The sequence below is a fragment of the Streptomyces sp. NBC_01288 genome, from assembly GCF_035982055.1.
GTDB lineage: Bacteria > Actinomycetota > Actinomycetes > Streptomycetales > Streptomycetaceae > Streptomyces.
On sequence record NZ_CP108427.1, the window covers coordinates 1,939,699 to 1,966,406 of the forward strand.

Sequence of the window (26,708 nt, forward strand, 5' to 3'; positions counted from 1 at the left end):
GGGCTGTGTCGATTTGCGGCTCCGCCGCGTGGGCGCGACCAGCCACGATGAAGCCGCAGACGAAAATCAACCGTAATCCGCGCAAACCTGCACATGCCCCACGCAGTGGCCCGTGCCATGGTGGATTGATGACCAGCGGCTACACAGACCCCGAAAACGACCCCTTCGGCGACTTCCTGGCCCGGTTCTTCGGCGGAGCCACGAGCGGGCCGGGCGGAGCAGCCCCGCCCGGCCCGCGGCACGTGGACATAGGCCGCCTACTCAGCCAACCGGCCAGGGACCTCGTCCGAGGCGCAGCCCAGTACGCCGCAGAACACGGCAGCCACGACCTGGACACCCAGCACCTCCTCCGCGCCGCCCTCTCCGCGGAGCCGACCCGCGGCCTCCTCACGCGGGCAGGCGCGGACCCCGACTCCCTCGCCGCGGAGATCGACGAGCGCTCGGGACCGGCCCACCCCCCGGACGGCACGTCCCTCGCCCTCACCCCAGCCGTCAAACGCGCCCTCCTGGACGCCCACGACCTCGCCAGAGCGGGCGGCACCGGATACATCGGCCCCGAACACGTCCTCGGCGCACTCGCCGCGAACCCGGACTCCGCCGCCGGACACATCCTGAACGCGGCCCGCTACGCCCCCACAGGCCTGCCGCCCGAGGCACCGGACGGCATCCAGCCCGGCACCGACCAGCCCCGCCCCACCGGCACCCCCGCCCTCGACAAGTACAGCCGCGACCTCACCGACCTGGCCCGCCACGGCCGTATCGACCCGGTGATCGGCCGCGACGAGGAGATCGAGCAGACCATCGAGGTGCTGTCCCGGCGCGGCAAGAACAACCCGGTGCTGATCGGCGACGCGGGCGTCGGCAAGACCGCGATCGTGGAGGGCCTCGCGCAGCGCATCACGGACGGCGACGTACCGGACGTGTTGGTCGGGCGGCGAGTCGTCGCCCTCGACCTCACCGGTGTCGTCGCGGGCACCCGTTTCCGGGGCGACTTCGAGGAGCGGCTGACGAACATCGTCGGCGAGATCCGCGCCCACTCGGACGAACTGATCGTGTTCATCGACGAGTTGCACACCGTGGTCGGCGCGGGCGGTGGCGGCGAGGGCGGTTCGATGGACGCCGGCAACATCCTCAAACCGGCCCTGGCCCGGGGCGAGTTGCACATCGTGGGCGCTACGACGCTGGAGGAGTACCGCCGGATCGAGAAGGACGCGGCGCTGGCCCGCAGGTTCCAGCCGATCCTCGTGCCCGAACCGACCGTCCCGGACGCGATCGAGATCCTGCGCGGCCTGCGCGACCGCTACGAGGCGCACCACCAAGTCCGGTACACCGACGAGGCGTTGATGGCCGCCGTAGAACTCTCCGACCGCTATCTCACCGACCGCCGCCTCCCCGACAAGGCGATCGACCTGATCGACCAGGCAGGCGCGCGGGTACGGCTGCGCGCACGCACGAAGGGCACTGACGTACGGGCCCTGGAACGCGAGATGGAGCAGCTCGCCCGGGACAAGGACCAGGCGGCGGCCGACGAGGACTACGAGAAGGCGACCCAACTCCGGGACCGGATCAGCGAGTTGAAGGTGCGACTGGCCGAGGCCGGTGGTGAGGACCAGGGTGACGAAGGCCAGAACCTGGAGGTCACCGGTGAGGCGATCGCCGAGGTCGTGTCGCGGCAGACCGGTATCCCGGTGAGCAGTCTGACGGCGGAGGAGAAGGACCGGCTGCTCGGTCTGGAGGAGCATCTGCACCGGCGGGTCGTCGGCCAGGAGGAGGCGGTGCGGGTCGTGTCGGACGCGGTGCTGCGCTCCCGCGCCGGGTTGGCGAGCCCGGACCGGCCGATCGGCAGCTTCCTCTTCCTGGGCCCAACCGGCGTCGGCAAGACGGAACTTGCCCGGGCGCTGGCCGAGTCCTTGTTCGGCAGCGAGGACCGGATGGTCCGCCTGGACATGAGCGAGTACCAGGAACGGCACACGGTCAGCCGGCTGGTCGGCGCCCCGCCCGGCTACGTCGGCCACGAGGAGGCCGGGCAGCTCACCGAGGTCGTACGCCGGCACCCGTACTCGCTGCTCCTGCTCGACGAGGTCGAGAAGGCGCACCCGGACGTGTTCAACATCCTGCTCCAGGTCCTGGACGACGGCCGGTTGACCGACGCGCAGGGCCGCACGGTCGACTTCACCAACACGGTGATCGTGATGACCAGCAACCTCGGCTCCGAGGCGATCACCCGGCGCGGTGCCGGTATCGGCTTCGGGCCTGGCGGCGCCGACGCGGACGAGGAGGCCCGGCGCGAGCAGATCCTGCGCCCGCTGCGCGAGCACTTCCGCCCCGAGTTCCTCAACCGCATCGACGAGATCGTCGTCTTCCGCCGGCTCACCGCCGAGCAACTCCGGCTGATCACCGGGCTGTTGCTGGAACACACCCGCCGTCTCCTGCACGCGCAGGGCATCACGGTCGCGTTCACGGACCCGGCGGTCGACTGGCTCTCCCGCCAGGGCTACCAGCCCGAGTACGGCGCCCGCCCGCTGCGCCGCACGATCCAGCGCGAGGTCGACAACCAGCTCTCCCGGCTGCTCCTCGACGGCCGCATCGCGGAGGGCGGCCGGGTGACGGTGGACGTGGAGGACGGACGGCTCGCGTTCCAGACGGATGCACCACCGCCCGACCCCAACCGGCTCGCTACGGAACCGGGTTGACGACCGCCGCCGACCCGCCACCCCGCCGTACCTTCTCGGCGGCGGCCAGCCACTCCCCGTTCGGCAGCCGTTGCACACCCGTCGCCGCGCCGATCTCCGGATTCAGGGCGAAGGAGTGCCCGATGGCCTCCAGCTGCTTCTTCAAGTCGCTGTTGTAGAGCGCGGGTTCGAGTTCCGTGTTGGCCGCGTTGCGCTGGCTGGCGCGGGGCGCCGCGATCGCGTCCACCAGCGGCAGGCCCCGGTCGAGGAACTCGGTGAGGGTCTGCAACACGGTCGTGATGATGGTCGCGCCACCGGGTGAACCGAGCGCCACAACAGGCTTGTTGTGCTTGTCGAGGACGATCGTCGGCGAGATCGACGAGCGCGGGCGCTTGCCAGGGCCGGGCAGGTTCGGGTCGTGGACGGCCGGGTTTGCCGGGGTGAAGGAGAAGTCGGTCAGCTCGTTGTTGAGCAGGAAACCGCGGCCGGGCACGGTCATCGCGCTGCCGCCGGTCTGCTCGATGGTGAGCGTGTAGGAGACGACGTTGCCCCACTTGTCGGCGACGGTGAGGTGCGTGGTGTTCTCGCCCTCGTACGTCGTCGGCGCGGCCGTTCCCTTGGCGGTGCAGGCCGTCGGGTTGCGCGGGTCGGCGGGTGCCAGCGGGCTGGTGAGGACCGCGTCGTCCTTGATGAGGCAGGCACGCGAGTCGGCGAACTTCTGCGAGAGGAGTTCCTTCGTCGGTACGTCCTCGAAGGCGGGGTCGCCGACCCAGCGCCCCCGGTCCGCGAACGCGATCCGGCTGGCCTCGATGTAGTGGTGCAGGTACTGGACCTCGCTGGCCTTCGAAAGGTCCGTCTTCTCAAGGATGTTGAGGGCCTCGCCGACGGTCGTGCCGCCGGAGGACGAGGGCGCGATGGAGTAGACGCCGAGTCCGCGGTACGACGTCTTCGTGGGTGCCTGGAGCTTGGCGCGGTACGCGGCGAGGTCCTTGGCGGACAGCTTGCCGGGGCGGGCGTTCCAGCCCGAACTCGCGTCCACCTTGGGGGTGTTGACCGTGGCAAGGATGTCCTTGCCGAGGTCGCCGCGGTAGATCGTGCCGATCCCCTTCTTGCCCAACTCCTTGTACGTCTTGGCGAGTTCGGGGTTCTTGAAGGTGGAGCCGACGACGGGCAGCGCGCCACCCGGCAGGAACAGCTTGGCGGTGTCCGGGAAGTAGCGGAAGCGGGTCTCGTTGGACGCGGTCTGGCTGCGGAAGGTGTCGTCGACCGTGAAGCCGTCGCTGGCGATCCGCTCGGCGGGCTTGAGCACCGTGCCGAGCTTCTCGTTGCCCCACTGGTCGAGGGCCGTCTGCCAGGTGGCCGGCGTGCCCGGGGTGCCGACGCTGAGGCCGCTGCTGACGGCGTCGTTGAAGGCGAGGGCCTTGCCGTTCTCCACGAAGAGGTTGGAGTCGGCGGTCAGCGGCGCGGTCTCGCGGCCGTCGATGGTGTGCACCGTACGGGACTTGGCGTCGTAGTAGACGAAGTAGCCGCCTCCGCCGATGCCGGAGGAGTAGGGCTCGGTGACGCCGAGCGCGGCGGCGGTGGCGACGGCCGCGTCGACCGCGTTGCCGCCCTTCTTCAGGACCTCGATACCGGCGGCGGTGGCGTCCGCGTCGACGCTCGCCACAGCACCGCCGTAGCCGACGGCGACCGGAACCTTCGTCGGTGTGCTGCTCGTTGCCGCCGGTGGGGCCGCTGCCCCGACCGACACGACGGCGGCCGAGACCGCCAGGACCGACAGTTTCCGTGCCACAGGGCGACGCATCCATACCTCCAGTCAGGACCGTCCGCGCAGCGTAGCCACATTGCCATGACCCCAACAGACCACCTCGCGCCACTGTCACACGAGTGCCACACGTCGAACACCGGTACGTACCAGCCATGCTGGGCCGCTAACATGCGCGCCCATGAATGACGACGTGCGCAACATCGTTCTGGGCGTGGCCGCCGCCGGCATCAGCGCCGCGCTCGGCTGGCTCGCCCGCACCTATCTGTGGCGGCGCAAACTCCGGCGCAAGCAGGCGTTCTTCGGGCTGCCCGACAACTCCGAGTCGCTGCTCGTGGTGAACCGCGAGGCGGGCGGCGCCGAACTCTCGGTGATGCGGCACGACGTGTTCGCGCTGCTCGAACTCGCCGCCCTGATCAAGGACTGCAACGCGCACGCCCAGGTCGTCGCGCACGACGCGGCCCAGCAGAGCTTCGGCGAACGCACCGAGTTCTGCGTCGGCGGCCCCTCCTCCAACCGCCGCATGGCCGCACATCTGGCGTCCCTGCTCCCCGGCATCCGCGTCAACGTCGACCCGGAACCGGGTCCGGACCGGGGCGCGTTCCAAATAGGCAGCGAGCGCTACCGACTTGAGCCCGGCAAGGGCGAGTACGTCCTCCTCGCCCGCCTCACCGCCGGCCAACTGGGCGGCGCGCGCCCGGTGTTCCTCTTCTGCGGCCAGCGCGCGATCACCAACCAGGCGGCGTCGCGCTATCTCGCCCGCAACCATGAGAAGTTGGCCCGCAAACACGGCGGCAACACCTTCGTCCTGCTGCTGAAGGTGGTCAACTCGCAGGCGTACGGCCCCGATGTGGTGGAGCTGGTCGCGGACGTGACACGGGCCGCGGAGACCCCGCTGCCTGCACCGGCTCCTCGAAGCACACACCGCGCCACCTGAGTTCGCACACACGTCAACAATCTTTACTGGCACGTAACTTACTGGCGGGTTACCCGAGGTAGGGAATCCCGGTTACCGTCGGGTCACTTTGCATTGACACGTGTGAGGAGTGACCCGTGCGAACCCATCGCCAGGCCCTGCGTACGACCGCCGCGGGCGCCGTCTCCGCGACCCTGATCGCCGGAGGTGTCCTCGGGCTCGCACCCGCGGCCCAGGCCGCCACGAACGACGTCCGGTTCGTCGACATCGCCGGCGACGGCGGTACGAAGCTCGCGGCGAACGTCGTCACGCCCGCGGGCGCGGACGGCTCGCACAGCTACCCGCTGCTCGTCATGCCCACCGCCTGGGGATTCCCCCAGGTTCAGTACCTGGCCCAGGCCGAGAAGCTCGCGAACTCGGGCTATGTCGTGGTGAGTTACAACGTCCGCGGGTTCTGGCAGTCCGGCGGCGGGATAGAGGTGGCGGGCCCGAAGGACGTGGCCGACGCGTCCAAGGTGATCGACTGGGCGCTCGCCAACACCCCGTCCGACGCGGGGCACATCGGCATGGCGGGCGTGTCGTACGGCGCCGGAATCAGTCTGCTCGCGGCCGCACACGACAAGCGGATCAAGGCGGTCGCCTCGCTGAGCGGCTGGGCGGACCTGATCGACTCGATCTACTCGGGCCGCACCGAACACTCCCAGGCGACCGCCCTGTTGGACGGCGTCGGCCTCGTGACCGGCCGGCCGAGCGCGGAGACGAGCCAGGTCTTCAAGGACTTCTTCGCCTCCGACCTGTCCAAGGAACAGGAGCTGATCGACTGGGGGAAGGTGCGTTCGGCTTCGACCTACGTCGATCAGATCAACAAGAACGGCGCGGCGATCATGCTCGCCAACGCCTGGGGCGACACGATCTTCCCGCCCAATCAAATAGCCGACTTCTACGGGAAGTTGACCGGTCCCAAGCGGCTCGAACTCCGCCCCGGCGACCACGCCACCGCCGAGCTGACCGGACTGTTCGGACTGCCCAACGACGTGTGGACGGACACCGAGCGCTGGCTCGACCACTACCTCAAGGGCGAGGACAACGGGATCAATCGCGAGCAGCCGGTGGAACTCAAGTCCCGTTCCACGGGCGGCTACGAGGGCTACCCGGACTGGAAGTCGGTCGGCGCGACCCGGAAGAAGATCGACCTCGCGGGCACGACCACCATCCACACCAACGTCGACTCGGGCGCGGACGGCGGGATCGTCTTCCTGTCCAGCATCCTCGACCAGGTCGCCCAGGTGCCGCCGGTGGCGTACGTCCCGCTGCTCCCGCGCCGCTGGGCCGCCGTATGGCAGTCGGGGAAGTACGCGAGCGCCCAACAGGTGCGCGGCACCGTCAAGTTGCACACCACGGTCACGGACACCAAGGAGAGCGGCACCCTCGTCGCGTACCTCTACGACGTGGGCCCGCTCGGCCTCGGCAAGCTGGTCAGCAACGCGCCGTACACCTGGCACGGGCAGACGCCCGGCCAACCGTTCGGTGTGGACCTGGAGTTGTTCTCCACGGCCTACGACGTCCCGGCAGGGCATCGTCTCGCCCTGGTCGTCGACACGGTCGACCCGCTCTACATCGAGCACAACCCGTCCGGCGCGCAGCTGACCTTCTCCTCGCCGGCGAACGACCCGTCGTACGTGTCGATCCCGCTCCGCGAGCAGTGATCTCCGGCTGCTGCCGGCCGGGCAAGTGCCCTCTCGACTACTGCTCCCGCGGCAGCAGCGTCCCTGGTTCCGCCGGGGCCACATCCACGGCCCCGGTCTTGGGACTGCGCTGCTCCCGACGGGACACCCAACCGGCGAACCACGAGAGCAGCATGCACATCCCGATGTAGATCGGCGAGATCACCATCACCACGGGGATGAACGGCAAATCGTAGTCGAGGTTCGACGCGATCAGCTTCCCGGCATGGAGAAACTCCTCATAGGTGATCAGATAGCCCAGCGAGGTGTCCTTCAGCGCGACCACCAACTGGCTGATGATCGCGGGCAGCATGGCCCGTACGGCCTGCGGGACGAGGACGTACGACATGACGTGGACCTTGCGCATGCCGAGCGCGAACGCGGCCTCCCGCTGGCCGCGTTCGACGCTGTTGACGCCGGAGCGGAAGACCTCGGCGAGCACCGAGCCGTTGTAGAGCGTGAGACCCGCGACCAGTGCGGGCAGCGGCTGCACCTTGAGCGCCACGAAGATGAAGAAGATCATCACCAGGACGGGCATGGCGCGGAAGAACTCCACGACGAGCGTCGACAGCCAGCGCACGGGACGGTGGTCCGAGAGCCGTCCCACGGCGAGCAGGGTGCCGAGTGCCAGTGACAGTACGGCCGCGAGCCCGAAGGCCTTGAGCGTGTTGCCGAGGCCGCGCAGCAGCAGTTCCTGAATTCCCTTGTACTCGAAGGGCATCCACTTCGTGTAGGTGAACTGGTCGGTGTCGAACAGGAGATAGAGGATCCAGCCGAGCAGCGCGAGGATGACGACCGTGGACGCGATGCCGTAAAGGCGGTGCCGTTTGCGGGTCTTGGGCCCTGGGACGTCGTAGAGGGCGTTGGCGGTGGTCATCGGGCGACTCCCCACTTCCTCTCCAGCGCGTTGAACAGCGCGCTGATGGCGAGGGTGATGATCAGGTAGCCGACGGCGATCCAGACGAACGTCCAGACGATGTTGTAGCCGAGTTCGCTCAACGTCCGGTAGGTGCCGAGGAGTTCGGTGACGCTGAACGCGCCGGCGATCGCCGAGTTCTTGGCGAGGGCGATGAGGGTGGAGCCGACCGGCGGGATCACCGAGCGGAACGCCTGCGGCAGGACGACCAGGCTCAGGCTCTGCCCGAAGGACATCCCGAGGCTGCGGGCCGCCTCCCCCTGGCCCCTGGGCACGGTGTTGATGCCCGCGCGCAGCGCCTCGCAGATGAACGCCGAGGTGTAGCAGCCGAGCGCGAGGACCGCGAACACCTTGAAGGGCAGCACGAGTCCGAAGCGCGGCAGGCCGAGCAGCACCGCGAAGAACAGCAGGGTGAGCGGGGTGTTGCGCAGCACGGTCACCCACACCGTCCCGAAGACCCGCAGCGAGCCGACCGGGGCGACCCGGAAGGACGCCATGAGGAAGCCGAGGACGAGCGCCAACACCGAGGCGTAGACGGTCAGTTCGACGGTGCCGAGGAAGCCGTCGCCGAAGGTCGAGAAGTTGTCGGTCAGTACGTTCACGTCTGCCTCCCTCAGCTCGCCGGGTAGCGGTCGATCGCGGGCGGGGTGGGCGCGGGCACTCCGGACAGGCCGAGCGTCGCCTCGTACGCCTTCTTCCAGTCGCCGTTCTTCTCACGGGCCTCCAACGCGTCGTCGAGGGCGAACCGCAGGGCGTTGTCGCCGTGCGGGACGCCGATGCCGTACGGCTCCTTCGAGAAGGGCTTGCCGACGACCTTGAGCTGGTCGGGGACCTTCGCCGCGTAGCCGATGAGGATCGCGTCGTCGGTGGTGACGGCGGCGACCTGGTAGGTGAGCAGGTTGTCGACACAGACCGAGTACGTGTCGTAGGCGACGAGTTGGGCCTTCGGATAGTCGTCCTTGATGCGCTGGTACGGCGTGGAGCCGGCCGCCGAGCAGACGCGTTTGCCGGCGAGGTCCTGCGGGCCGTGGATGTCGTGCTCGTCGGTGCGGACGAGGAGCGACTGGCCGGCCATGTAGTAGGGGCCGGCGAAGCCGACGAGTTTCTTGCGCATGTCGTTGATGGTGTAGGTGCCGACGTAGTAGTCGATCTGGCCGTTCTGGAGGGCGGTTTCGCGGTTGGCGGAGGCGATCGTGCGGAAGTGGATCGTCTTCGGGGCGAAGCCGAGGGAGGCCGACATCATCTTGGCGATCTCGATGTCGAAGCCGGAGTAGGCGCCCGTCGCCGGGTCCTTCTCGCCGAGGTAGGGCTGGTCCTCCTTGGCGCCGACGGTGAAGTAGCCGCGCTTCTTCGCCCGCTTCCAGGTCTTGGAGTCGGGGAGCTGAAAGCCTTGCGCCACTTCGTAGTTGGGGAGTTTCTCGGCGGCCGGTCCCTTGACGGGCGGGCTGCCCTCCTTGCCGCAGGCGCTCGCGCACAGCACGGCGAGCACGGCGACGGCGAGGGGCGCACGGGTGGTACGGAACATGGATCGCACTCCCCCGCTCAGTGCTTGAGGATCTTGGACAGGAAGTCCTTGGCCCGGTCGCTGCGCGGGTTGGTGAAGAACTCCTCGGGGGTGCGGTCCTCGACGATGCGGCCGTCGGCCATGAACACGACGCGGTTGGCGGCGGAGCGGGCGAAGCCCATCTCGTGGGTGACGACGACCATCGTCATGCCCTCGTGGGCGAGTTGGCGCATGACCTCAAGGACCTCGTTGATCATCTCCGGGTCGAGGGCCGAGGTCGGCTCGTCGAAGAGGAGCGCCTTGGGTTCCATGGCGAGGGCGCGGGCGATGGCCACGCGCTGCTGCTGGCCGCCGGAGAGCTGCGCGGGGAACTTGGGCGCCTGGGAGGCGAGTCCCACGCGGTCCAGGAGCTCCATCGACCGTCTGTCGGCGTCCTCGCGCTTGCGCTTGCGGACTTTCACCTGGGCCAGCGAGACGTTCTGGAGGACCGTCTTGTGGGCGAACAGGTTGAAGGACTGGAAGACCATGCCGACCTCGGCGCGGAGCCGCGCGAGGGCCTTGCCCTCCTCGGGCAGCGGCCGCCCGTCGAGCTGGATCGTCCCGGACTCGATGGTCTCCAGCCGGTTGATCGCCCGGCACAGCGTCGACTTCCCCGACCCCGAAGGGCCGATGACCACGACCACCTCCCCCTTGCCGACGGTGAGGTTGATGTCCTGGAGGACATGCAGCTCCCCGTAGTACTTGTTGACGTCACGCAGTTCGATCAACGGATCGACGGCCATGCCCAGCCCTACTCACTCTCAGCTGTGTCGTGGTCGCCGCAAACTATCCAGACAAGAGTGGAGTTAAGGCACGACACGCACTTTTCGGGCATTAGCCGTATTTAAGCCCGGCGTTACTCTTCCGCGACCTCGGCGTACAGCTGCGAGAGTTCGGGCACACCGCTGGCGGCCCACTCGTGTCCGGAGGCCACGACGTCGAACTCCCGCCCGGAGTCGAGCCGTACGACGGGCTGGCCGTCCGGCCGGATCGCCCAGGCGGCGCCCGGCACGGTCCGTACGATCACCGTCCCCAGATACAGACCGGCGTCGTTGCCGAGCCAGGACATGGTCTCCTCGTCGTCCCGCCAGCGGGGCACCAGTTGGTCGAGCGCCTCCAACGAGCCCACGGAGTCGTCGAGTTGGACGCCCTCCCGGGCCGCGTGGGAGCGGAGCAGTTCGCACTCGGACAGCGGTTCGGCGATGCCTTCGGGGTCGTGCAGACCGCGCTTCTCGCCCCGGTTGCCCAGGAAAGGGATGTTCATACTCCCAGCGTGTCATTCGTACCGCCGTACGCACCACAGGGCGTCGCGGGTGGCGTGTCAGCCCCCGGCCCGAAAGGGGGAAAACCCTTCTGCCGAGGGCGGGTTGGCCGGATGGTGGGCGCGATGTCCCCTTCGTACGGTCGCGGTATGAATCGGACAGGCAAGTTGATGGTGCTGTCGTCGGTGACCGTCGCCCTGGTGATGAGCGGTTCGGTGTCCGCGGGTGCCGTGGGGGCGGGGGCTGTTGTTGTTGTGTCGGCGCACGGGGCGCCCGATACGGCGCGGGGGCGGCTGGTGTCGGTGGTGCATCTGCGGACGCTGTCCGCGCGGGAGGTGGCCGCCGAGCTGCGGAGCGACGAGGACGGTGCGTGGGACGCCGGGGCCGTCCGCCACGGCGTCGACACCTATCGGGTGGTGTACCGCACGGTGGATCCGAAGGGCCGGCCCACCACCGCCAGCGGGCTGCTGGCCTTCCCGCGCAACGGTGAACGACGGTTGCGCACCGTCTCGTTCGCCCACGGCACCGAGCTCTTCAAGGAAGACGTCGCCTCGGTGTCGTCCGAAGTGTGGAGCCAGGCGCCCGCCCTGACCTACGCGTCCGCGGGCTTCGCCGTCGTCCTCCCGGACTACCTCGGCCTGGGCCTCGGCCCCGGTCGGCAGCAGTGGATGGACATCCCCTCCGAGACGACCACCGCGCTGGACCTGCTGCGGGCCGCGGACTCCTACGCGCCCACGATCGGGCGGCAGTTGGGGCGGGACGTGTTCATCACCGGCTTCTCGCAAGGGGCTTCGGCCGCGCTCGGACTGGCGCGGGCCTTGCAGGAGGGGGCCGATCCCCGCTTCCGGGTCAAGGCGCTGGCACCGGTCAGCGGTGCGTACGCCTTCCGGGACGTGGCGCTGCCCGCCCTGCTGGACGGGCACGCGGACCCGAAGGACGGCGTGATCTACACCGCGCTGGCCCTCGTCTCCTTCAACCGGCTCCATCACGTCTACGACAGCCCCGGCGAGGTCTTCCGGGCGCCGTACTCCGGCACGATCGAGGGCCTGTTGGACGGCACGCACACCGGGCAGGAGGTGATGGCCCGGACCCCGGACACCGTGGATGAGCTGCTCACCGCGCGCGGGCGGGCACTGCTCGCGCATCCGACGGATGGGCTGGCCGACGCGCTGCGCGTCACCGACGGGGTGTGCGCGGACTGGACGCCACAGGCTCCGGTGCGGCTGTACTACGCCGAGGGCGACGAGCAGGCCGTGAACGGGAACAGCGAGCACTGCCAGGCCTCGTTCCGCGCCCGGGGTGTCGAGGCGCCCCTGGTCGACCTCGGCACTCCGGACTACGGCGGCTCGCGCCACCTCGGCTCCCAGCGGGCGGCGACGGCGGCCGTCGTACGGTGGTTCGCGTCCCTGGGCTGAGCGGCGGGCCGGTGCCTCGGGGTGTCTCGGCGGGTGCCTCGGGTCAGACGTCCAGGTCGACGACCACGGGCGCGTGGTCCGAGGCGCCCTTGCCCTTGCGCTCCTCGCGGTCGACGTAGGAGTCGGTGACGGCCTTCGCGAACGGTTCGTTGCCGTAGACCAGGTCGATGCGCATGCCGCGGTTCTTCGGGAAGGCGAGCTGGCGGTAGTCCCAATAGGTGTACGGGTGGTCGTACTTGAGGGGGCGCGGGACCACGTCGGACAGGCCCGCGTCGCGCAGGGCGGTCAGGGCGGCGCGCTCGGCGGGGGTGACGTGGGTGAGGCCCTCGAAGGCGGCCACGTCGAAGACGTCGTCGTCCGTCGGCGCCACGTTGTAGTCACCGAGCACCGCGAACGGGCGGGTGCCCTGCGCGTCGTCGGCGACGGCCGCCCTGAGGGCCTCGAACCACTGGAGCTTGTACGCGTAGTGGGGGTGGTCCACCTCGCGGCCGTTCGGCACGTACACCGACCAGACGCGGACCGGGCCGCAGGTCGCCGCGACGGCGCGGGGCTCCTGGACGCCGTCGTAACCGGGGTCCCCGGGAAAGCCCTTGACCACGTCGTCGAGCCCTACGCGGGAGAGCACCGCCACTCCGTTCCACCGCCCGGTCGCGTTGACCGCCGCCTCGTAGCCCGCCTCGCGCAGCGCGTCGAACGGGAACTGCGCCTCGGCCAGCTTGGCCTCCTGGAGGCACAGCACGTCGGTGCCGCTGCTCTCCAGCCAGGCCAGGAGCCTCGGCAGACGGGCGGTGATCGAGTTCACGTTCCAGGTCGCGATGCGCATGCCCCACAACCTACCGGGCAGGTCTGACACTCACAGGTCCGCCGCCTCGCCGGGCGCCAGCCGCAGGTGCTCCGCACCGCCGAGCGCGCCGATCTGCATGTCGTAGATCGGGCGGGCGAGGTCGGTGAGCAGGGCGTCGTGAATGTCGTAGGCGCGCTGCGGCTTGACCTCGCGGACGTAGTCGATGACCTCGGAGATCTTGCTCCAGGGGGCCATCACCGGGAGCATCAGCGTCTCTACGGTGTGGTCGGGGACGGTGAGGGCGTCGCCCGGGTGGAAGACGCGGCCGCCGTCGACGAGGAAGCCGACGTTCGTGATGCGCGGGATGTCCGGGTGGATCACGGCGTGCAGTTCGCCGTGCACCTGGACGTCGAAGCCCGCCGCCGTGAAGGTGTCGCCGTGGCCGACCGTGTGCACGCGGCCCGGGAAAGCGGCGGAGAGCTGGTCCGCGACCGACTTCAGCGTCCAGATCTCGGCCGCCGGGTTGGCCTTCAGGCCGGCCCGCAGCCGGTCCTCGTTGAAGTGGTCGAGGTGCTCGTGGGTGACCAGGATGGCGTCCGCGCCGACCGCGGCGTCCTCCTCGGTGAAGGAGCCCGGGTCGATGACGAGCGACCGGCCGTCCTTCTCCAGACGGATACAGGCGTGCGACTTCTTGGTGAGCTTCATGGGTCCATCCTGCCGCGCCGGAACGGCGGACGGGCGGGTGAGGCTGGTGCTTTCGGTGCCCGTCTGAAGATCACTCCGTGGGGTCACCAGGTGGGTCACTCGGTGGGGGTCGTCTCCTCGCGGATGACCTGCTGGGCGACCTTGAACGCGCTGTTCGCGGCCGGAACCCCGCAGTACACGGCCGCCTGCATCAGCACTTCCTTGATCTCGGCCGGGGTGAGGCCGTTGCGCAGCGCCGCCCGGGTGTGGAAGGCCAGCTCGTCCAGGTGGCCGCCCGCGACCAGCGCGGTGAGGGTGACACAGCTGCGCGAGCGCCGGTCGAGGCCGGGCCGGTCCCAGATCTCGCCCCAGGCGTAGCGGGTGATGAAGTCCTGGAAGTCCCCGGAGAACTCGTCGGCCTGCGCCAGCGCCCGGTCGACATGCGCGTCGCCGAGGACCTCGCGGCGGACCTTGATCCCGGCGTCGTAGGGGTCCGGACGGCCCATGACCTGCGGCGGTACGGGAGGCGGCGGCGCGATCTCGGCGATCGGCGCGAGCTGCGGCGGCGGGGCGAGGACCGGCTTGACCGGGGTCGCCGCGATGGCGAACTGCCCGGTGGAGTGCTCGTAGGCGGGCTGCCAGGCGGTGGAGAAGTGCCGGACGAGGAGGTCGGTCACGGCCGCGGGCTGTTCGACCGGGACCAGGTGCGAGGCGCCGGGTACGACGGCGAGGCGTGCGTCCGGGATGCCGGCGACCAGCGTGCGGGCCTCGGCGGGGCCGGTGACCTGGTCGTCGGAGCCGACGAGGACGAGGGTCGGCACACCGATGCGGCCGAGTTCGGACCGTACGTCGAACGCGGCCAGTGCCTCGCACGCGGCGATGTAGCAGCCGGGGTCGGTGGTGCGCACCATCTGGACGGCCCACTCGGTGATCGCGGGCTGCGAGGCGGCGAACCCGGTGGTGAACCAGCGGTCGGGCGAGGTGCGGGCGATGGGGTCGAGCCCGTTCGTCCGTACGATCACGCCGCGCTGGCGGAACTCGTCCGCCGTGCCGAAGCGCGGCGAGGTGGCGATCAGCGCCAGGGATGCCACGCGCTCCGGGTGGCGCAGGACCAGTTCGAGGCCGACCGCGCCGCCGAGCGCGCAGCCCGCGTAGCCGAAGCGCTGCACGCCGAGGGCGTCGAGCGTGGCCAGCAGCCGGTCGGCCAGGTCGGCGACCGAGCCGGTCGGGTGCGCGGGCGAGCCGCCGTGGCCCGGCAGGTCGTACCGGAAGACCCGCCACTGCTTCATCAGCTCGGGCACCTGGCGATCCCACATGTGCCACGTCGTCCCGAGGGACGGGCCCAGGATGAGAACGGGCGCGTCTTCGGGGCCGTCGAAGCGGTACTGGAGTGCGGGGGTCTTCATGTCGCTCACCGCTCCAACGTATCCGCCGTTTCTTACGGTCCGGCTGTGGGGCCCCCGGTCTCCCCACTCGGCTCCCACACATCAGTGGGGAACCCTCACATCGCCTTCACGGGACGGGGGTGGGAGCGGGAGGGTTGTGGACCGGTGGGTCAGGTGGGACCGGTGGGGTTGCTGGACCGGTGAGACCGGTGAGACCGGTGAGACCGGTGGGCCTCTGTGTCGAAGGACACTCGGCGAATCCCGGTGAACCTCGGTGTCTCTCGGTGTCTCTCGGCGACTCAGAGTTCGCTCGGCGCGCCCAGGCCCGTGAGCGCGCCGACCGGGTCCAGGTCGGGGGTGCCTCTGGGCCACCAGTCCTCGTCGCCCGGTTCGGATTCGTAGGCGTACCACAGGCCGTCGCGGCCCAGGCGGAGTTGGACGTGGCCGTGGGGGTGGGTGAGGTGGTTGTGCCAGGGGCGGAAGGCCGGGAGGTCGGCGGCGAGGAGGAGGGGGCGGGCCCGGTCGAAGCGGCCGGCCGGCGGGTCCCAGGGTTCTTCGAGCACCGCGAGCCCTTCGATGCCGCCCTGCCGCCAGGCGGCGACCGCGCGCGCCAGCTCGGCCGTGGTGCGTCCGGTGGCCTTGGCGAGGGAGGCGTAGAGGGAACGGGTGGTGACGGTCAGCCCCGAACCGGGTCGGGCCGCGGCGAGCCGTACCGCGTCCTGCCACAGCGTCAGGCCGCCCACCGGGTCCCGGCCGGTGCTGAGCAGTGCGTGCGCGCGGGCGGCGGCGTCGGTCGCCAACTGGTCGAGCGCGAAGGGGTCCGGGCCGCCGGGCGCGGCTGGATACACGGGAGGCTGCTCGGGGTGTGGGGGCATGGGCAACGGGGGTGGGAGCGGGGGGAGTCGGCGCTTCCCCTGCTCCGCGAGGACGTCCGTGGCCCTTACGCCGGGGAGAGGCGCCGGTTCCTGCTCCTGAGCGGCGCGGGCGGCACGGGCCGCGCTACGCCGGGACAGGGCGTCGAGCAGGGGGCGTTCGCCCCGGCCGCGGAGCAGGAGCAGGACGAAGGGGTCGGCGTCGAGGAGGCGGGCGGTCTGGTAGCAGAGGGCGGCGGCGTGCTTGCAGGGATGCCCGGAATCAGGGCAACTGCACTGCGGGGCGAGGTCGCCGGGCCCCGGCAGCAACGAAACCCCGCACTCGGCAAGGGACTTGGGCATCTCCTTGTCGAGCAGCGCGGCGATGTGCCCGGGCCGGTCGGCGGCGGCGTCCAGGAACCGCTCCCAGTCGGCGTCGTCCAGCGTCCGCAAGCGCACCTGCACGCGGTACGGCCGCGCGCGGCTGCCCTGCACATACCCGAGCACGAGCCCCGGCGTCACGGTGATCGCGTCGACGTGCCCCTTCTCCGCGTAACTCCGCCCCCGCAGCAGCCGCTTGGGATCCAGGGCACCTTCTTCCAACGCGGTGACCCATGCGTTGCCCCACCAGGTGTCGGCGAAGCGGGCGTTGGCGGCTCCGCCGCCGTCTTTGTCTTTGTCCCTGTCCGAGGGGCGGGGTGAGAAGGCGGGGAAAGTGCGGCGGAGGTCGCTGTCGCGGGAGGGGGAGGCCATGGAGGTGGGGGTTCGGGGGGGTGCGGGGGTGAGGTCGGGGTCGGGCGCGAGTACAGGGGCAGAGGTCGAGTCGGGGGCGATGAGCGACGAGTGTGACGGGGGGTCGGTCCGGTCGGGCGTATGGGCGGGCGTTTCAGATGTGCGGGCAGAGACCCCGGACGCGTGGACGGACGTCGAGGTGAACGCCTCGGAGTGTGAACTCCCGGGTGTCGCCGGGTCGTTGTCCGGTACGGCCTCCTCGGCAGCCGACGTCACATCGTCCGGCTCCGTCACATCGGCCGGCAACCGAAAGGCCCCGGCGAGGAAGTCCCGCAGCTCACGGGCCCCGGCCTCACCGGCGCCGCTACGCATACCACGTCGCCCCTCGGAACCGGCGCCCGCACGAGCCGCCGGCCGGGACACCGGCTCCACTCCCCTGGCCCCGACATCCTCACGGGCCTTCCGCGCCGCGCCACGGGCCGCCCGCAACGCCTCACGCGCGGCATCCGCGGGGCGCGTCGAACCGCCGTCCGCGACGGTCGCCGGTTCCTGAACGGTCTCCGAGTCCTGAAGGATGGTCGCGTTCGGAAGGCCGGCCGACTCGTCACCCGTGGCGTCCCCGGACCGCTCCGCTTCACCGGTTTCACCAACTCCCGCGTCCGGAACGGCCGCTCCGGACCGCACCGGGTCTCGCAGCCCGTCCGCTGTTCCTTCTCCGGAGCTGCCTCCCGGACTACTCGCTCCGGCATCCTGGGCCGGACCGTCACCCGACGCGTGGGCGTCTTCTCCCGGGGCGCCGACAGCGCGCCGCTCGGCGACGGCCCGTCGCAGCGCCGCGCGTGCCGCGTCCCCCGGCCGGGCCTGGGGCTCGGACGCCTTGTCGACTGCCGTACGGTCCGCGCCCGGTGCGTGAGGAGACCTAGGTGCCCGAGAAGACTCCGGAGGCCCGGCGACTTCCGCGTCCACCCCTTGGCCCCCGCGTTCACGGGCCACCTGCAACGCCCGCCGCACTACGTCCGCGGGGCGCTCTTCCCCCGCCAACTGCCGCTCCGCCCCCGGCATTTCATCCGCCGGGCCCCGCGACGCCTCCCCCGCCAAGTGCCGCTCCACCCCCGCCGCGTCGTCCACCGAGCCCCGCGACCCTTCCACCGCCAAATGCCGCTCCACCTCCGCCACTTCTGCCACCGACGCCTCGGACACCTGACCCCGCACCCCCTTCGCCGCCAGGCCCCGCAGCACCTCGGCCATGTCTTCCGCCAGGCCCCGCGGCCCTTCTACCGCCAAGTCCCGCTCCGCCCCCGGCATTTCATCCGCCGGGCCCCGCGACGCCTCCCCCGCCGACCGCACCCGCACCCCCGCCGCGTCGTCCACCGAGCCCCGCGACCCCTCCGGTACTCCTCCCGCCGACGCCGCGTCCGGCCCCCGCTCGTCCTCCACCTCCGGCGTCACCTCGGCACCCTCCGCGGCCTCAGCGCCCCGACGACGCTCCTCGGCACCGCGAACCGACCCCACGCCCGCACCCCGCCGCACATCCCCCGTCACTCCGACCTCCGCAATGACACAAGGTCCGACAGGTCCCGGTCCGACAGCTCGGTCAACGACGACTCACCGGAGCCGAGGATCGCGTCTGCCAACGCCCGCTTGGATTCGAGCATTTCGGCGATGCGGTCCTCTACCGTGCCCTCGGTGATGAGGCGGTGGACCTGGACCGGCTGGGTCTGGCCGATGCGGTAGGCGCGGTCGGTGGCCTGTTCCTCGACGGCCGGGTTCCACCAGCGGTCGAAGTGGACGACGTGGCCCGCGCGGGTGAGGTTGAGGCCGGTGCCCGCCGCCTTCAGGGAGAGGACCAGGACCGGGGTCGCGCCCGCCTGGAAGCGGTCCACCATGCGCTCCCGCTCCGGTACCGGTGTGCCGCCGTGGAGCAGCTCCACCGGGACCGCGCGGGCGGACAGGTGGGCGGTGATCAGGCGGGCCATGCCGACGTACTGCGTGAAAACGATCGCGGAACGGTCTTCCGACAGCAGGGTGTCCAACAGCTCGTCCAGCAGGGCGAGTTTGCCGGAACGGGCGGCGAGGCGGTCTCCGGTAGCCTGTGCTGCCGCGTGCTCCTCCTTCAGGTACAGCGCCGGGTGGTCGCAGATCTGTTTGAGGGAGGTGAGGAGCTTCAGGACAAGGCCCCGGCGGGCGATGCCCTCCGTCGTCTCGATGGCCAGCATCGACTCCCGTACCACCGCCTCGTACAGCGAGGCCTGTTCGCGGGTGAGCGGGACCGGGTGGTCCGTCTCCGTCTTGGGCGGCAGTTCGGGGACGATGCCCGGGTCGGACTTCTTGCGGCGCAGCAGGAACGGGCGGACCAGGCGGGCGAGCCGGGTCACCGCCTCCTCGTCCTCGCCGTTCTCCACCGCACGCGCGTGCCGGGCGCGGAAGGACTTCAGGGGGCCGAGGAGTCCGGGGGTCGTCCAGTCCAGCAGGGCCCAGAGTTCGGAGAGGTTGTTCTCCACGGGGGTGCCGGTCAGCGCCACGCGCGCGGGGGTCGGGATCGTGCGCAGGGCCTTCGCCGTCGCCGAGTACGGGTTCTTCACGTGCTGTGCCTCGTCCGCGACGACCATGCCCCACTGCTGTTGGGCCAATGTGGACGCGGCCGAGCGCATCGTGCCGTACGTCGTGAGGACGAAGCCGCCGGTCAGGTCCTCCAGGGTGCGGTCCGCGCCGTGGAAGCGGCGGACGGGGACTCCGGGGGCGAAGCGGGTGATCTCCCGCTGCCAGTTGCCGAGGAGTGAGGCGGGGCAGACCACCAGGGTGGGGGCGCGGTGGGCCCGTCGCAGGTGCAGGGCGATGAGGGTGATCGTCTTGCCCAGGCCCATGTCGTCGGCCAGGCAGCCGCCCAGGCCGAGGGAGGTCATGAGGTCGAGCCAGGCCAGGCCCCGGAGTTGGTAGTCCCGGAGGGTGGCGTCCAGTCCCGGGGGTGGTTCGGCGGGCTGGATGCCGGCCGTGAGGCGGTCGCGCAGGGTCGCCAACGCGCCCACCGGGACGGCCTCCACCCGCTCGCCGTCGACCTCTGCCGTGCCGGTGAGCGCGACGGACAGCGCGTCCACCGGGTCGAGCAGGCCGAGTTCGCGTTTGCGGGCCTTGCGGACGAGGGCCGGGTCGACCAGCACCCACTGGTCCCGGAGACGTACCACCGGACGGTGGGCCTCGGCCAGCATGTCCATCTCGGCCTCGGTGAGCGGGTCGCCGCCGAGCGCCAACTGCCAGCGGAACTGGAGGAGTTCCTCGCTCTCGAAGAAGCCGGTGCCATCGGTCGCGGAGCCCGGCGCCGACCGGACCACGGCCGCTGCCGTCAGGTCCTGTGCAAGGTCCCGGGGCCAGTGGACGGCGACCCCGGCCGCCGCGAGCCGGGTGGCCGCCATGCCGAGCAGGTCGCCCAACTCCTCCTCGGACAGGGCGAGTACGTCGGGCACGTCCAGCTCGGAGAGACGGTCCAGCGGAGGCCATACGCGCGCGGCCCGTCGTACGGCCAGCGCGGCGTCCACGCGCGCGCGGGGGCCGAAGGCGGTGTCGGCCGTGCCCGCCCACAGGGCCGCCGCGTCGACCACGAGGGTCGGGTCGGCGAGGCTGTGCACCTGGACGATCGCCGCGCCCGCACTGCGCACCCGTCCGCCGTCGTCGAACAGGTCGTACGCCGACAGGTCCAGGCGGAGCGAGATCCGCACGCCCGCGTCCATACCGGCGGCGACCTCCGCGGCCCAGTCCTGGGCGTCCCGCAGGCGCTGCGGCTTGCGGGCCGCGAAGGGCATTCCGGAGGTGTACGGCGCGGCCGGGGTGCGGGGCAGGGTGTCCGCGACCGCGTCCAGGAAGGACCGCATCAGCGCTTCCGGCTCGGGCAGCCGCAGCGGGCCCGGGCCGGGCAGCGGGACCGCGTGGCCCTCGTACGGAAGGGCCGCCGCCACCGCGCGGACGTGCGCGATGTCCTCCGGCTCCAGGGGGCCCGCGCGCCACGCGTCATGGCCTGCGGCGGTGAGGCCGGGGAGCAGTCGGCCACGGGCGGCGAGCCGTAGCGCGTGCAGGGCGGCGGCGCCCCAGCAGGCCGTGGCGGGGTGGGCGGCGGGGTCACGGCGGGCGCGCACGAGCAGCGGGAGGGCCGCCTCGATCGGCAGGGTCAGTGCGGGGGCGGACCTGCGGCGGACCACGGTGCCCTGTCGTCGTACGACGGTCAACTCGGTCTGTTCCACGCCCACTTCCGCTTCAGGGAGTGCGCGCTCGCCGTCGGGGTCCCAGAAGGCGATGCGGCCCTCGCGCGGGACGACGGGGGACGGCAGGAAGACCGCGGCCAGTCTTACGGAGATCTGCTCCGTCATCGCCGTGTCCGTCATACGTCCTGTCACCTCCCGCCCGTCAGTCGTGTCAGCTGTCTTCGACTCTACGGGCGGGGTCTGACAATCGGCCCCGGCGACCGGCCGGGGCCACCTGCTAGGGAACCGTGCGGGAGACGACGAAGACCATGGGGAGCTTCGGATCGGACAGGTTCACCACGATGTCCTGGGTGGGGGCCGGGTCCTTCTGTTTGTTGACGACGCCCCACCAGGGGCCGGGGCCGGTGAACTTCCAGCCGGTGATCTTCTGGTCGCGGGCGCTGATGGTGATGTCCTTCTTCTTCAGCGTGCCCCGGTCGACGTTTATCCCGGCGAGGAAGGTGTCCAGGCCCGCGTCGGTGGTCTCGAACTGGACGTAGAGGCGGCTGGTCTTCCAGTTGTTGGTCTCGTAGAACGCGACCTTCTCCGCCGGGTGCGGGACCGGTACCTGGTAGAGGCGCCGCTGCACCTTCGAGGGCCAGCCCACGGTGAGCCCGGTCGCCGAGTACTTGTACTCCTTGTCCTTGCCGCTGTTGCGGCTCTGGTTGGCGGAGATCGCCAGATAGACGGCCGGTACGCCGATGAGCAGCACGATGATGAGCAGGGTGATCGCTCGGCGGCGGGCCTTGTGGCGGGGGTCCTCGGGTGGTCGGGGCGGCTCGTCACGGGGCATGGCCTGGCGGGGCAGCGATGCGGTCATGCCGTGTCCTGGCTGCCGCGCCGGAACTCCGCGAACCGCTCGTAGCGCTCGTACCGCTCGACCCGGCGGCGCTTGGCGCGGCGGAAGCGGCGGGCGACCAGGCGGGCGAGGTCCGCGGCGCCGACCATGCCGGCCTCGGGGCCGAGCTGGGCGCGCACTATGCGGGCCTCGGGGCGGTAGCCGCGGCCGGTGAGCTGGCGCTTGAAGGCGTCCCGCGCGGGGCCGATCAGCAGGTCGTCGGCGGCCGAGACACCGCCGCCGATCACGAAGCAGGACGGGTCGAGGGCGGCGGCGAGGTTGGCGATGCCGACGCCGAGCCACTGGCCGATGTCCTGGAGCAACTCGATGCACATCGCGTCGCCCTCACGGGCCAGCTCGGTGATCATCGGCCCGGTGATCTCGCCGATGTTGCCCTTGACGTGCTCGATGATCCCGTACGCCACCGGGGAGTCCGCCGCGGCCAGCTCCCGCGCCTCCCTGACCAGGGCGTTGCCCGAGCTGTACTGCTCCCAGCAGCCGCGGTTGCCGCACGCGCAGCGGTGGCCGCCAGGCACGACCTGCATATGGCCGAACTCGCCGGCGACGCCCCACTTGCCGCGCTTGACCTGGCCGTCCTCCAGGATCGCGCCGCCGATGCCGGTGCCGAGCGTGATCATGACGAGGTGGTCCTCGCCGCGGCCCGCGCCGAAGCGCCACTCGGCCCAGGCGGCGGTGTTCGCGTCGTTGTCCACCAGGACCGGTACGGAGAGCCTGCTCGTGATGCGGTCCCTGAGGGGCTCGTTCCGCCAGGACAGGTGAGGGGCGAACAGGACGCGGTTGCGCTCGGCGTCGACCCAGCCGGCCGCGCCGATGCCGACCGCGTGCACGTCGTGGCGGTCGGACAGGTCCAGGACCAGTTCGACGATGGTGTCCTCGACGACCTTGGGGCTCTTGGACTTGTCCGGGGTCTCCGTGCGGAGCTTCTCCAGGATGTTGCCGTCGGCGTCCACGACGCCCGCCATGACCTTGGTGCCGCCGATGTCGATGCCGACGGTGGGCACGCGGGGGGCCGTGAGGTGCGACCTTCGCTCGCGGGTGCCGACCGTCCTGAGTGCGGGGGCACGCCGGGAGCCTATGGGGGCGCTGAAGTTGCCGTAGGTGCTCATCGGGCCCGATTCTGCCTCACCGTGACGGTCGGTGCTGTGCGGGGGCGTCAAGGGGGATGCGGATCGTTGTCTTGTGCGGGTTCGTCGTGGCTGGTCGCGCCCTGCGGCGGAGCCGCATATCGACACAGCCCCGCGCCCCTGAAGGGGCGCTGTCGTGGGCGCCGATCGAATCTTATTGTCCGGACATTATGACGAACGTCGCGGGCGGAATTGCGCGCTCTAGGGACGTACCAGGAGCTGGAACTCGAACGAGTAACGCGTCGGCCGGTAGGTGTGGCTGCCGAACTCCACCGCTCTGCCCGTGTCGTCGAACGTCGTGCGCTGCATGGTGAGCAGGGGGGCGCCCTCGGGTTCGGCCAGGCGTTCGGCCTCCTCCGCCGTGGCTCCGCGGGCGCCGATGGACTGGCGGGCGCTGTGCAGGGTGATTCCGGCGGTGCGCATCATGCGGTACAGGCCGGTGGCCTCCAGTTGCGCGGTGTCCAGGCCGAGGAGGCCGAGCGGCAGGTGGTTGGACAGGTAGGCCATCGGCTCGCCGTGTGCGAGGCGCAGCCGGTCGATGCGGTGTACGTCGCTGTCCTCGGCCACGCCGAGTGCCGCCGCGACCTCGGCGGACGCCGTGACGATGCTGTTGACGAGGACCTTCGTGGCGGGGCGCTGTCCGGCCGCCTCCAGGTCGTCGAAGAGGCTGCTGAGTTCCAGCGGGCGCTTGACCTGGCTGTGCACGACCTGGGTGCCGACGCCCCGGCGGCGCACCAGGAGACCCTTGTCGACCAGTGACTGGATGGCCTGGCGGACGGTGGGCCGGGACAGGCCGAGCCGGGCCGCCAGTTCGATCTCGTTGCCCAGCAGGCTGCCGGGGGTGAGCGAGCCGTGTTCGATCGCGGCCTCCAGCTGTTGGGACAGCTGGAAGTACAACGGCACCGGGCTGCTCCGGTCCACGCTGAGTTCGAGCGGCACTGTCGGGTCCACATCTGGTTTCGGCACGGGGCCGAGCGTAGCTGTGTGAATGGTTGACGGGAAGTGATGTAGTTCGATTGTCCGGACATACGCATTGACAGCGTGGCTGGTCGGCCCTCAGTTTGTTCCCATGCGCATCGGAGTCATCGGTACGGGCCGCATCGGGACCATCCATGCCAGGACGCTCAGCCGTCATCGCGAGGTCGGTTCGCTGATCCTCACGGACGTGGACCCGGTTCGGGCCCAGGAGCTGGCGAACCGGCTGGGGGAAACGGCGGCACCGAGTACGGAGGAGATCTTCAAGTGGGGCGTGGACGCCGTGGTGATCACTACGGCGACGTCGGCGCACGCCGAATTAATCGGGAGAGCGGCGCGGTCGGGGCTCCCGGTGTTCTGCGAGAAGCCCATCGCGCTCGATCTGCCGGGTTCGTTGCAGGCGATCGCCGAGGTCGAGACGGCGGGAACGATCCTTCAGATGGGGTTCCAGCGCCGGTTCGACGCGGGCTACACGGGCGCCCGGGAGGCGGTGCGTTCGGGGCGGCTGGGACGGCTGCACACGGTCCGCGCGATGACCTCCGACCAGACGCCTCCCCCGGCCGCCTATCTGCCGATCTCCGGCGGGCTGTACCGCGACACCCTGATCCACGACTTCGACATGCTGCGCTGGGTGACCGGGCACGAGGTCGTCGACGTGTACGCGACCGGCTCGGACGCCGGTCCCGCGATGTTCCGCGAGGCCCGTGACATCGACACGGCCGCCGCGGTCCTCACCCTGGACGACGGCACGCTGGCCACGACGACGGCCGCGCGCCTGAACGGGGCGGGCTACGACGTCCGCATGGAGCTGGCCGGAGAACTCGACCAGGTCGTCGTCGGCCTGGACGACCGCACGCCGATCGCGTCCACCGAGCCGACCGGCCCTCCGGCCGCGACCAAGCCGTGGACCGGCTTCCTGGAGCGCTTCGGGCCCGCCTACGAGGCCGAGTTGATCGCCTTCGTCGAGGTCGTCGTCGGCCAGCGCACCAACCCGTGCGACGGCCGCGAGGCCCTCCAGGCGCTGCGTATCGCCGAGGCCTGCGAAGTGTCCAGACGCGAACACAGACCGGTCCGCCTCGCGGAGATCGCGGGCGCCTTCCCCTACAGCTGAGCAGTCGTCTCGTAGACGGTGATCCGCCCGCGCTCCCTTCAGGGGAGGCTCAGGACGTACGGACCGCCAGCACCGTCCCCTGGGCGACCGCGCAGAGGGACTCCGTGCCGTCGTCGGCGACCGCGAGGACGTCGCAGCGGACCACGGCCTGGCGGCGACCGGCCTGCACGACCTCCGCGTGGGCGCGCAGGAGGCGACCCGCGGCCGGGCGGACGTACTGGATGGAGAGACCGCCGGTGAGGACCGCGGGGCCCAGTGCCGTGCCGCCGGCGAAGGTGAGCGCGTTGTCGGCGGCGTAGGCGAGGACTCCGCCGTGCACGAACCCGTTCTGCTGCTGGAGGTCCTCCCTGATGTCGATCTCCAGCCTGGCGACGCCGTCCCCGAAAGCACTCAGCCGCGCTCCGATCAGCCTGCTGAAGGGCTGGCTCTCCAGCGCCTTCCGAGCCATGGTCAGGTCGAACTCGGCGAACTCGGCGCTTGCGGTCACGAGGGCGGGCCTCCTACGGGGTCCACGACATTGCGGCTGCTACGACTTCTACGGCTACGGCGACTGTTCCGTGCAGCCGTTCTACCAGCGCACCGGCAGCGCGCGCATCCCGCGCATCAGCATGCCCGGGAGCCAGTCGCCGGGAGGGCCCGACAGGGTGAGGGCGGGGGCGCGCTCCAGCAGGGTGCGTATCGCCGTGCGTGCTTCCAGGCGGGCCAAGGGGGCGCCGAGGCAGTAGTGGATGCCGTGGCCGAAGGCGAGGTGGCCGCGGGTGTCGCGGCGGATGTCGAAGCGGTCCGGGGCGGGGAAACGGTGCCCGTCGCGGTCGGCGGCGGTCAGGCCGACCATGACCGGATCGCCCCGCTCCACCGAGGTGCCGGCGATCTCCAGGGGCTCCGCGGCGAACCGGAACGTGCCGTTCTCCACCGGGCCCTCGTAGCGCAGCATCTCCTCGATCGCGCCGTCGAGCAGGGTCATGTCGGCGCGCAGGGCGGCGAGTTGGGCGGGGTGGGTGAGCAGAGCGTGGATGCCGCTGGTGAGGAGGTTGACGGTGGTCTCGTGGCCGGCGATGAGCAGGATGAAGGCCATGCCCCGCAGTTCCTGCGGGGAGAGCCGGTCGCCGTCCTCGGCGGTGGTGCGGATCAGGTCGCTGAGCAGGTCGCCGCTGGGCCCGGCGCAGCGTTTGTCCTCGATCAGGTCGCCGAGGTATTCGGCGAGCCGCACGATCGCGTCGTACTCGGTGCCCGAACTGCTGGGCGCGACCGCCTCCGTGGACAGCTTGCGGAACTCTGCGCGGTCCATCTCGGGCACGCCCAGAAGCTCGCCGATCACGGTGATCGGCAGGGGGTAGGAGAGCGCCTCGACGAGGTCGGCGCGGCCGGACGGCAGCATGGCGTCGAGCAGGTCGTCGGTGATCCGCTGGACGCGCGGGCGCAGTTCCTCGACCCGGCGCATCGTGAACGAGCGGCTGACCAGCCCACGCAGGCGGGTGTGGTCCGGCGGGTCGGTGGTCAGCAGGTATCTGCCGATCAGCTCCTCGTCGAGGAACGTCACCCCGATCTTGCCGCCGTCCTTGGCCAGTCGCGGGTCCGTGAGCGCCGAGCGCGCCTCCTCGTACCCCACGATCAGCCAGGTCACGTGGTGCTCGTCGGGCGCGGGCAGCCGTACGCGGTGCACCGGGCCCGACGTCCGCAGCATGGCGTACACCTGATGCGGGTCCCGCCGGAACGTCTCGCCGAACTCCCCCAGATCGATCACTTCGGTCATGCCTG

The 26,708-nt window shown here is 70.8% G+C and carries 21 protein-coding genes; 5 read left to right on the forward strand and 16 right to left on the reverse strand.

The genetic code is table 11. From position 1 onward, the window contains the following. Window positions 1-128 precede the first annotated feature (128 nt). On the forward strand, window positions 129-2,693 hold the full coding sequence (locus OG194_RS08515) for an ATP-dependent Clp protease ATP-binding subunit (protein ID WP_327400246.1): 2,565 nt from the start codon (window positions 129-131) through the stop codon (window positions 2,691-2,693). Here the strand turns inward: OG194_RS08515 and ggt are convergent. After that, on the reverse strand, window positions 2,677-4,476 hold the full coding sequence (gene ggt / locus OG194_RS08520; RefSeq protein ID WP_327400247.1) for a gamma-glutamyltransferase: 1,800 nt from the start codon (window positions 4,474-4,476) through the stop codon (window positions 2,677-2,679). The two genes, OG194_RS08515 and ggt, sit on opposite strands and share 17 nt — an antisense overlap. 142 nt (window positions 4,477-4,618) lie before the next feature. On the opposite strand from ggt, the gene OG194_RS08525 reads away from it, so the two are divergent. Then, a complete protein-coding gene (locus OG194_RS08525) occupies window positions 4,619-5,374 on the forward strand; it encodes a hypothetical protein (protein WP_327400248.1) in 756 nt (251 codons plus the stop codon). A gap of 116 nt (window positions 5,375-5,490) precedes the next feature. Then, on the forward strand, window positions 5,491-7,059 hold the full coding sequence (locus OG194_RS08530) for an alpha/beta fold hydrolase (RefSeq protein WP_327400249.1): 1,569 nt from the start codon (window positions 5,491-5,493) through the stop codon (window positions 7,057-7,059). A 37-nt stretch (window positions 7,060-7,096) separates the two neighbouring features. On the opposite strand, the gene OG194_RS08535 is transcribed toward OG194_RS08530, so the two are convergent. From OG194_RS08535 to OG194_RS08555, 5 genes are all read right to left on the reverse strand, one after another. Then, on the reverse strand, window positions 7,097-7,954 hold the full coding sequence (locus OG194_RS08535) for an amino acid ABC transporter permease (protein ID WP_327400250.1): 858 nt from the start codon (window positions 7,952-7,954) through the stop codon (window positions 7,097-7,099). Further along, window positions 7,951-8,595, reverse strand: a complete 645-nt coding sequence (locus OG194_RS08540; protein WP_327400251.1) for an amino acid ABC transporter permease — start codon at window positions 8,593-8,595, stop codon at window positions 7,951-7,953. Before OG194_RS08540 ends, OG194_RS08535 begins: the two co-directional genes overlap by 4 nt. An 11-nt stretch (window positions 8,596-8,606) precedes the next feature. Beyond that, window positions 8,607-9,518: a glutamate ABC transporter substrate-binding protein gene (locus OG194_RS08545; RefSeq protein ID WP_327400252.1), complete on the reverse strand. Its 912-nt coding sequence runs from the start codon at window positions 9,516-9,518 to the stop codon at window positions 8,607-8,609. A 17-nt stretch (window positions 9,519-9,535) separates the two neighbouring features. Further along, window positions 9,536-10,279 (reverse strand): amino acid ABC transporter ATP-binding protein, encoded by a 744-nt coding sequence (locus OG194_RS08550; RefSeq protein ID WP_327400253.1) that lies wholly within the window; start codon window positions 10,277-10,279, stop codon window positions 9,536-9,538. Between the two features lie 113 nt (window positions 10,280-10,392). Then, on the reverse strand, window positions 10,393-10,800 hold the full coding sequence (locus tag OG194_RS08555) for a DUF6278 family protein (RefSeq protein ID WP_327400254.1): 408 nt from the start codon (window positions 10,798-10,800) through the stop codon (window positions 10,393-10,395). Window positions 10,801-10,947: 147 nt separating this feature from the next. On the opposite strand from OG194_RS08555, the gene OG194_RS08560 reads away from it, so the two are divergent. Next, window positions 10,948-12,213, forward strand: coding sequence for a lipase (locus OG194_RS08560; protein WP_327400255.1), 1,266 nt, complete (start codon window positions 10,948-10,950; stop codon window positions 12,211-12,213). Window positions 12,214-12,256: 43 nt separating this feature from the next. Here OG194_RS08560 and OG194_RS08565 read toward each other — a convergent pair whose 3' ends face one another. The 8 genes from OG194_RS08565 to OG194_RS08600 all read right to left on the reverse strand — a co-directional run bounded on the left by OG194_RS08565 (window position 12,257) and on the right by OG194_RS08600 (window position 23,803). Beyond that, window positions 12,257-13,036, reverse strand: coding sequence for an exodeoxyribonuclease III (locus OG194_RS08565; RefSeq protein ID WP_327400256.1), 780 nt, complete (start codon window positions 13,034-13,036; stop codon window positions 12,257-12,259). A gap of 30 nt (window positions 13,037-13,066) precedes the next feature. Then, the gene (locus tag OG194_RS08570) at window positions 13,067-13,702 is read right to left on the reverse strand and encodes an MBL fold metallo-hydrolase (RefSeq protein WP_327400257.1); all 636 of its coding nucleotides are present in this window, start codon (window positions 13,700-13,702) and stop codon (window positions 13,067-13,069) included. Window positions 13,703-13,797: 95 nt separating this feature from the next. Beyond that, window positions 13,798-15,087 carry a bifunctional 3-oxoadipate enol-lactonase/4-carboxymuconolactone decarboxylase PcaDC gene (gene pcaDC, locus OG194_RS08575; RefSeq protein ID WP_442811785.1) on the reverse strand — a complete coding sequence of 430 codons (1,290 nt, stop codon included), beginning with the start codon at window positions 15,085-15,087 and terminating at the stop codon, window positions 13,798-13,800. 278 nt (window positions 15,088-15,365) lie between these two features. Next, window positions 15,366-17,711, reverse strand: a complete 2,346-nt coding sequence (locus OG194_RS08580; RefSeq protein WP_327407008.1) for an SWIM zinc finger family protein — start codon at window positions 17,709-17,711, stop codon at window positions 15,366-15,368. 476 nt (window positions 17,712-18,187) lie between these two features. Continuing rightward, entirely contained in the window at window positions 18,188-21,022 is a 2,835-nt protein-coding gene (locus OG194_RS08585; RefSeq protein ID WP_327400259.1) for a DEAD/DEAH box helicase, read from the reverse strand. A 97-nt stretch (window positions 21,023-21,119) separates the two neighbouring features. Further along, window positions 21,120-21,701 carry a sugar kinase gene (locus OG194_RS08590; RefSeq protein ID WP_327400260.1) on the reverse strand — a complete coding sequence of 194 codons (582 nt, stop codon included), beginning with the start codon at window positions 21,699-21,701 and terminating at the stop codon, window positions 21,120-21,122. Further along, window positions 21,698-22,846, reverse strand: coding sequence for an ROK family glucokinase (locus OG194_RS08595; protein WP_026151184.1), 1,149 nt, complete (start codon window positions 22,844-22,846; stop codon window positions 21,698-21,700). Before OG194_RS08595 ends, OG194_RS08590 begins: the two co-directional genes overlap by 4 nt. A gap of 219 nt (window positions 22,847-23,065) precedes the next feature. Continuing rightward, window positions 23,066-23,803, reverse strand: a complete 738-nt coding sequence (locus OG194_RS08600) for a GntR family transcriptional regulator (RefSeq protein WP_327407009.1) — start codon at window positions 23,801-23,803, stop codon at window positions 23,066-23,068. Between the two features lie 130 nt (window positions 23,804-23,933). On the opposite strand from OG194_RS08600, the gene OG194_RS08605 reads away from it, so the two are divergent. Then, window positions 23,934-24,950, forward strand: a complete 1,017-nt coding sequence (locus tag OG194_RS08605; protein WP_327400261.1) for a Gfo/Idh/MocA family protein — start codon at window positions 23,934-23,936, stop codon at window positions 24,948-24,950. A gap of 49 nt (window positions 24,951-24,999) precedes the next feature. Here the strand turns inward: OG194_RS08605 and OG194_RS08610 are convergent, their stop codons facing one another. Beyond that, entirely contained in the window at window positions 25,000-25,398 is a 399-nt protein-coding gene (locus OG194_RS08610; RefSeq protein WP_327407010.1) for a PaaI family thioesterase, read from the reverse strand. A 120-nt stretch (window positions 25,399-25,518) separates the two neighbouring features. Next, window positions 25,519-26,703, reverse strand: a complete 1,185-nt coding sequence (locus OG194_RS08615) for a cytochrome P450 family protein (protein ID WP_327400262.1) — start codon at window positions 26,701-26,703, stop codon at window positions 25,519-25,521. Window positions 26,704-26,708: the final 5 nt, after the last annotated feature.

Bases quoted from the DNA above. Each gene is read 5' to 3' on its own strand.
- OG194_RS08605 (WP_327400261.1), top strand. From the start codon at position 23,934: ATGCGCATCGGAGTCATCGGTACGGGCCGCATCGGGACCATCCATGCC.
- OG194_RS08535 (WP_327400250.1), bottom strand. From the start codon at position 7,954: ATGACCACCGCCAACGCCCTCTACGACGTCCCAGGGCCCAAGACCCGC.
- OG194_RS08560 (WP_327400255.1), top strand. From the start codon at position 10,948: ATGAATCGGACAGGCAAGTTGATGGTGCTGTCGTCGGTGACCGTCGCC.
- OG194_RS08585 (WP_327400259.1), bottom strand. From the start codon at position 21,022: ATGACGGACACGGCGATGACGGAGCAGATCTCCGTAAGACTGGCCGCG.
- OG194_RS08525 (WP_327400248.1), top strand. From the start codon at position 4,619: ATGAATGACGACGTGCGCAACATCGTTCTGGGCGTGGCCGCCGCCGGC.
- OG194_RS08610 (WP_327407010.1), bottom strand. From the start codon at position 25,398: ATGGCTCGGAAGGCGCTGGAGAGCCAGCCCTTCAGCAGGCTGATCGGA.
- OG194_RS08615 (WP_327400262.1), bottom strand. From the start codon at position 26,703: ATGACCGAAGTGATCGATCTGGGGGAGTTCGGCGAGACGTTCCGGCGG.
- OG194_RS08595 (WP_026151184.1), bottom strand. From the start codon at position 22,846: ATGAGCACCTACGGCAACTTCAGCGCCCCCATAGGCTCCCGGCGTGCC.
- OG194_RS08590 (WP_327400260.1), bottom strand. From the start codon at position 21,701: ATGACCGCATCGCTGCCCCGCCAGGCCATGCCCCGTGACGAGCCGCCC.
- OG194_RS08555 (WP_327400254.1), bottom strand. From the start codon at position 10,800: ATGAACATCCCTTTCCTGGGCAACCGGGGCGAGAAGCGCGGTCTGCAC.
- OG194_RS08565 (WP_327400256.1), bottom strand. From the start codon at position 13,036: ATGCGCATCGCGACCTGGAACGTGAACTCGATCACCGCCCGTCTGCCG.
- OG194_RS08570 (WP_327400257.1), bottom strand. From the start codon at position 13,702: ATGAAGCTCACCAAGAAGTCGCACGCCTGTATCCGTCTGGAGAAGGAC.
- OG194_RS08580 (WP_327407008.1), bottom strand. From the start codon at position 17,711: ATGCCGGGGGCGGAGCGGCAGTTGGCGGGGGAAGAGCGCCCCGCGGAC.
- OG194_RS08515 (WP_327400246.1), top strand. From the start codon at position 129: ATGACCAGCGGCTACACAGACCCCGAAAACGACCCCTTCGGCGACTTC.
- OG194_RS08550 (WP_327400253.1), bottom strand. From the start codon at position 10,279: ATGGCCGTCGATCCGTTGATCGAACTGCGTGACGTCAACAAGTACTAC.
- pcaDC (WP_442811785.1), bottom strand. From the start codon at position 15,087: ATGAAGACCCCCGCACTCCAGTACCGCTTCGACGGCCCCGAAGACGCG.
- OG194_RS08545 (WP_327400252.1), bottom strand. From the start codon at position 9,518: ATGTTCCGTACCACCCGTGCGCCCCTCGCCGTCGCCGTGCTCGCCGTG.
- ggt (WP_327400247.1), bottom strand. From the start codon at position 4,476: ATGCGTCGCCCTGTGGCACGGAAACTGTCGGTCCTGGCGGTCTCGGCC.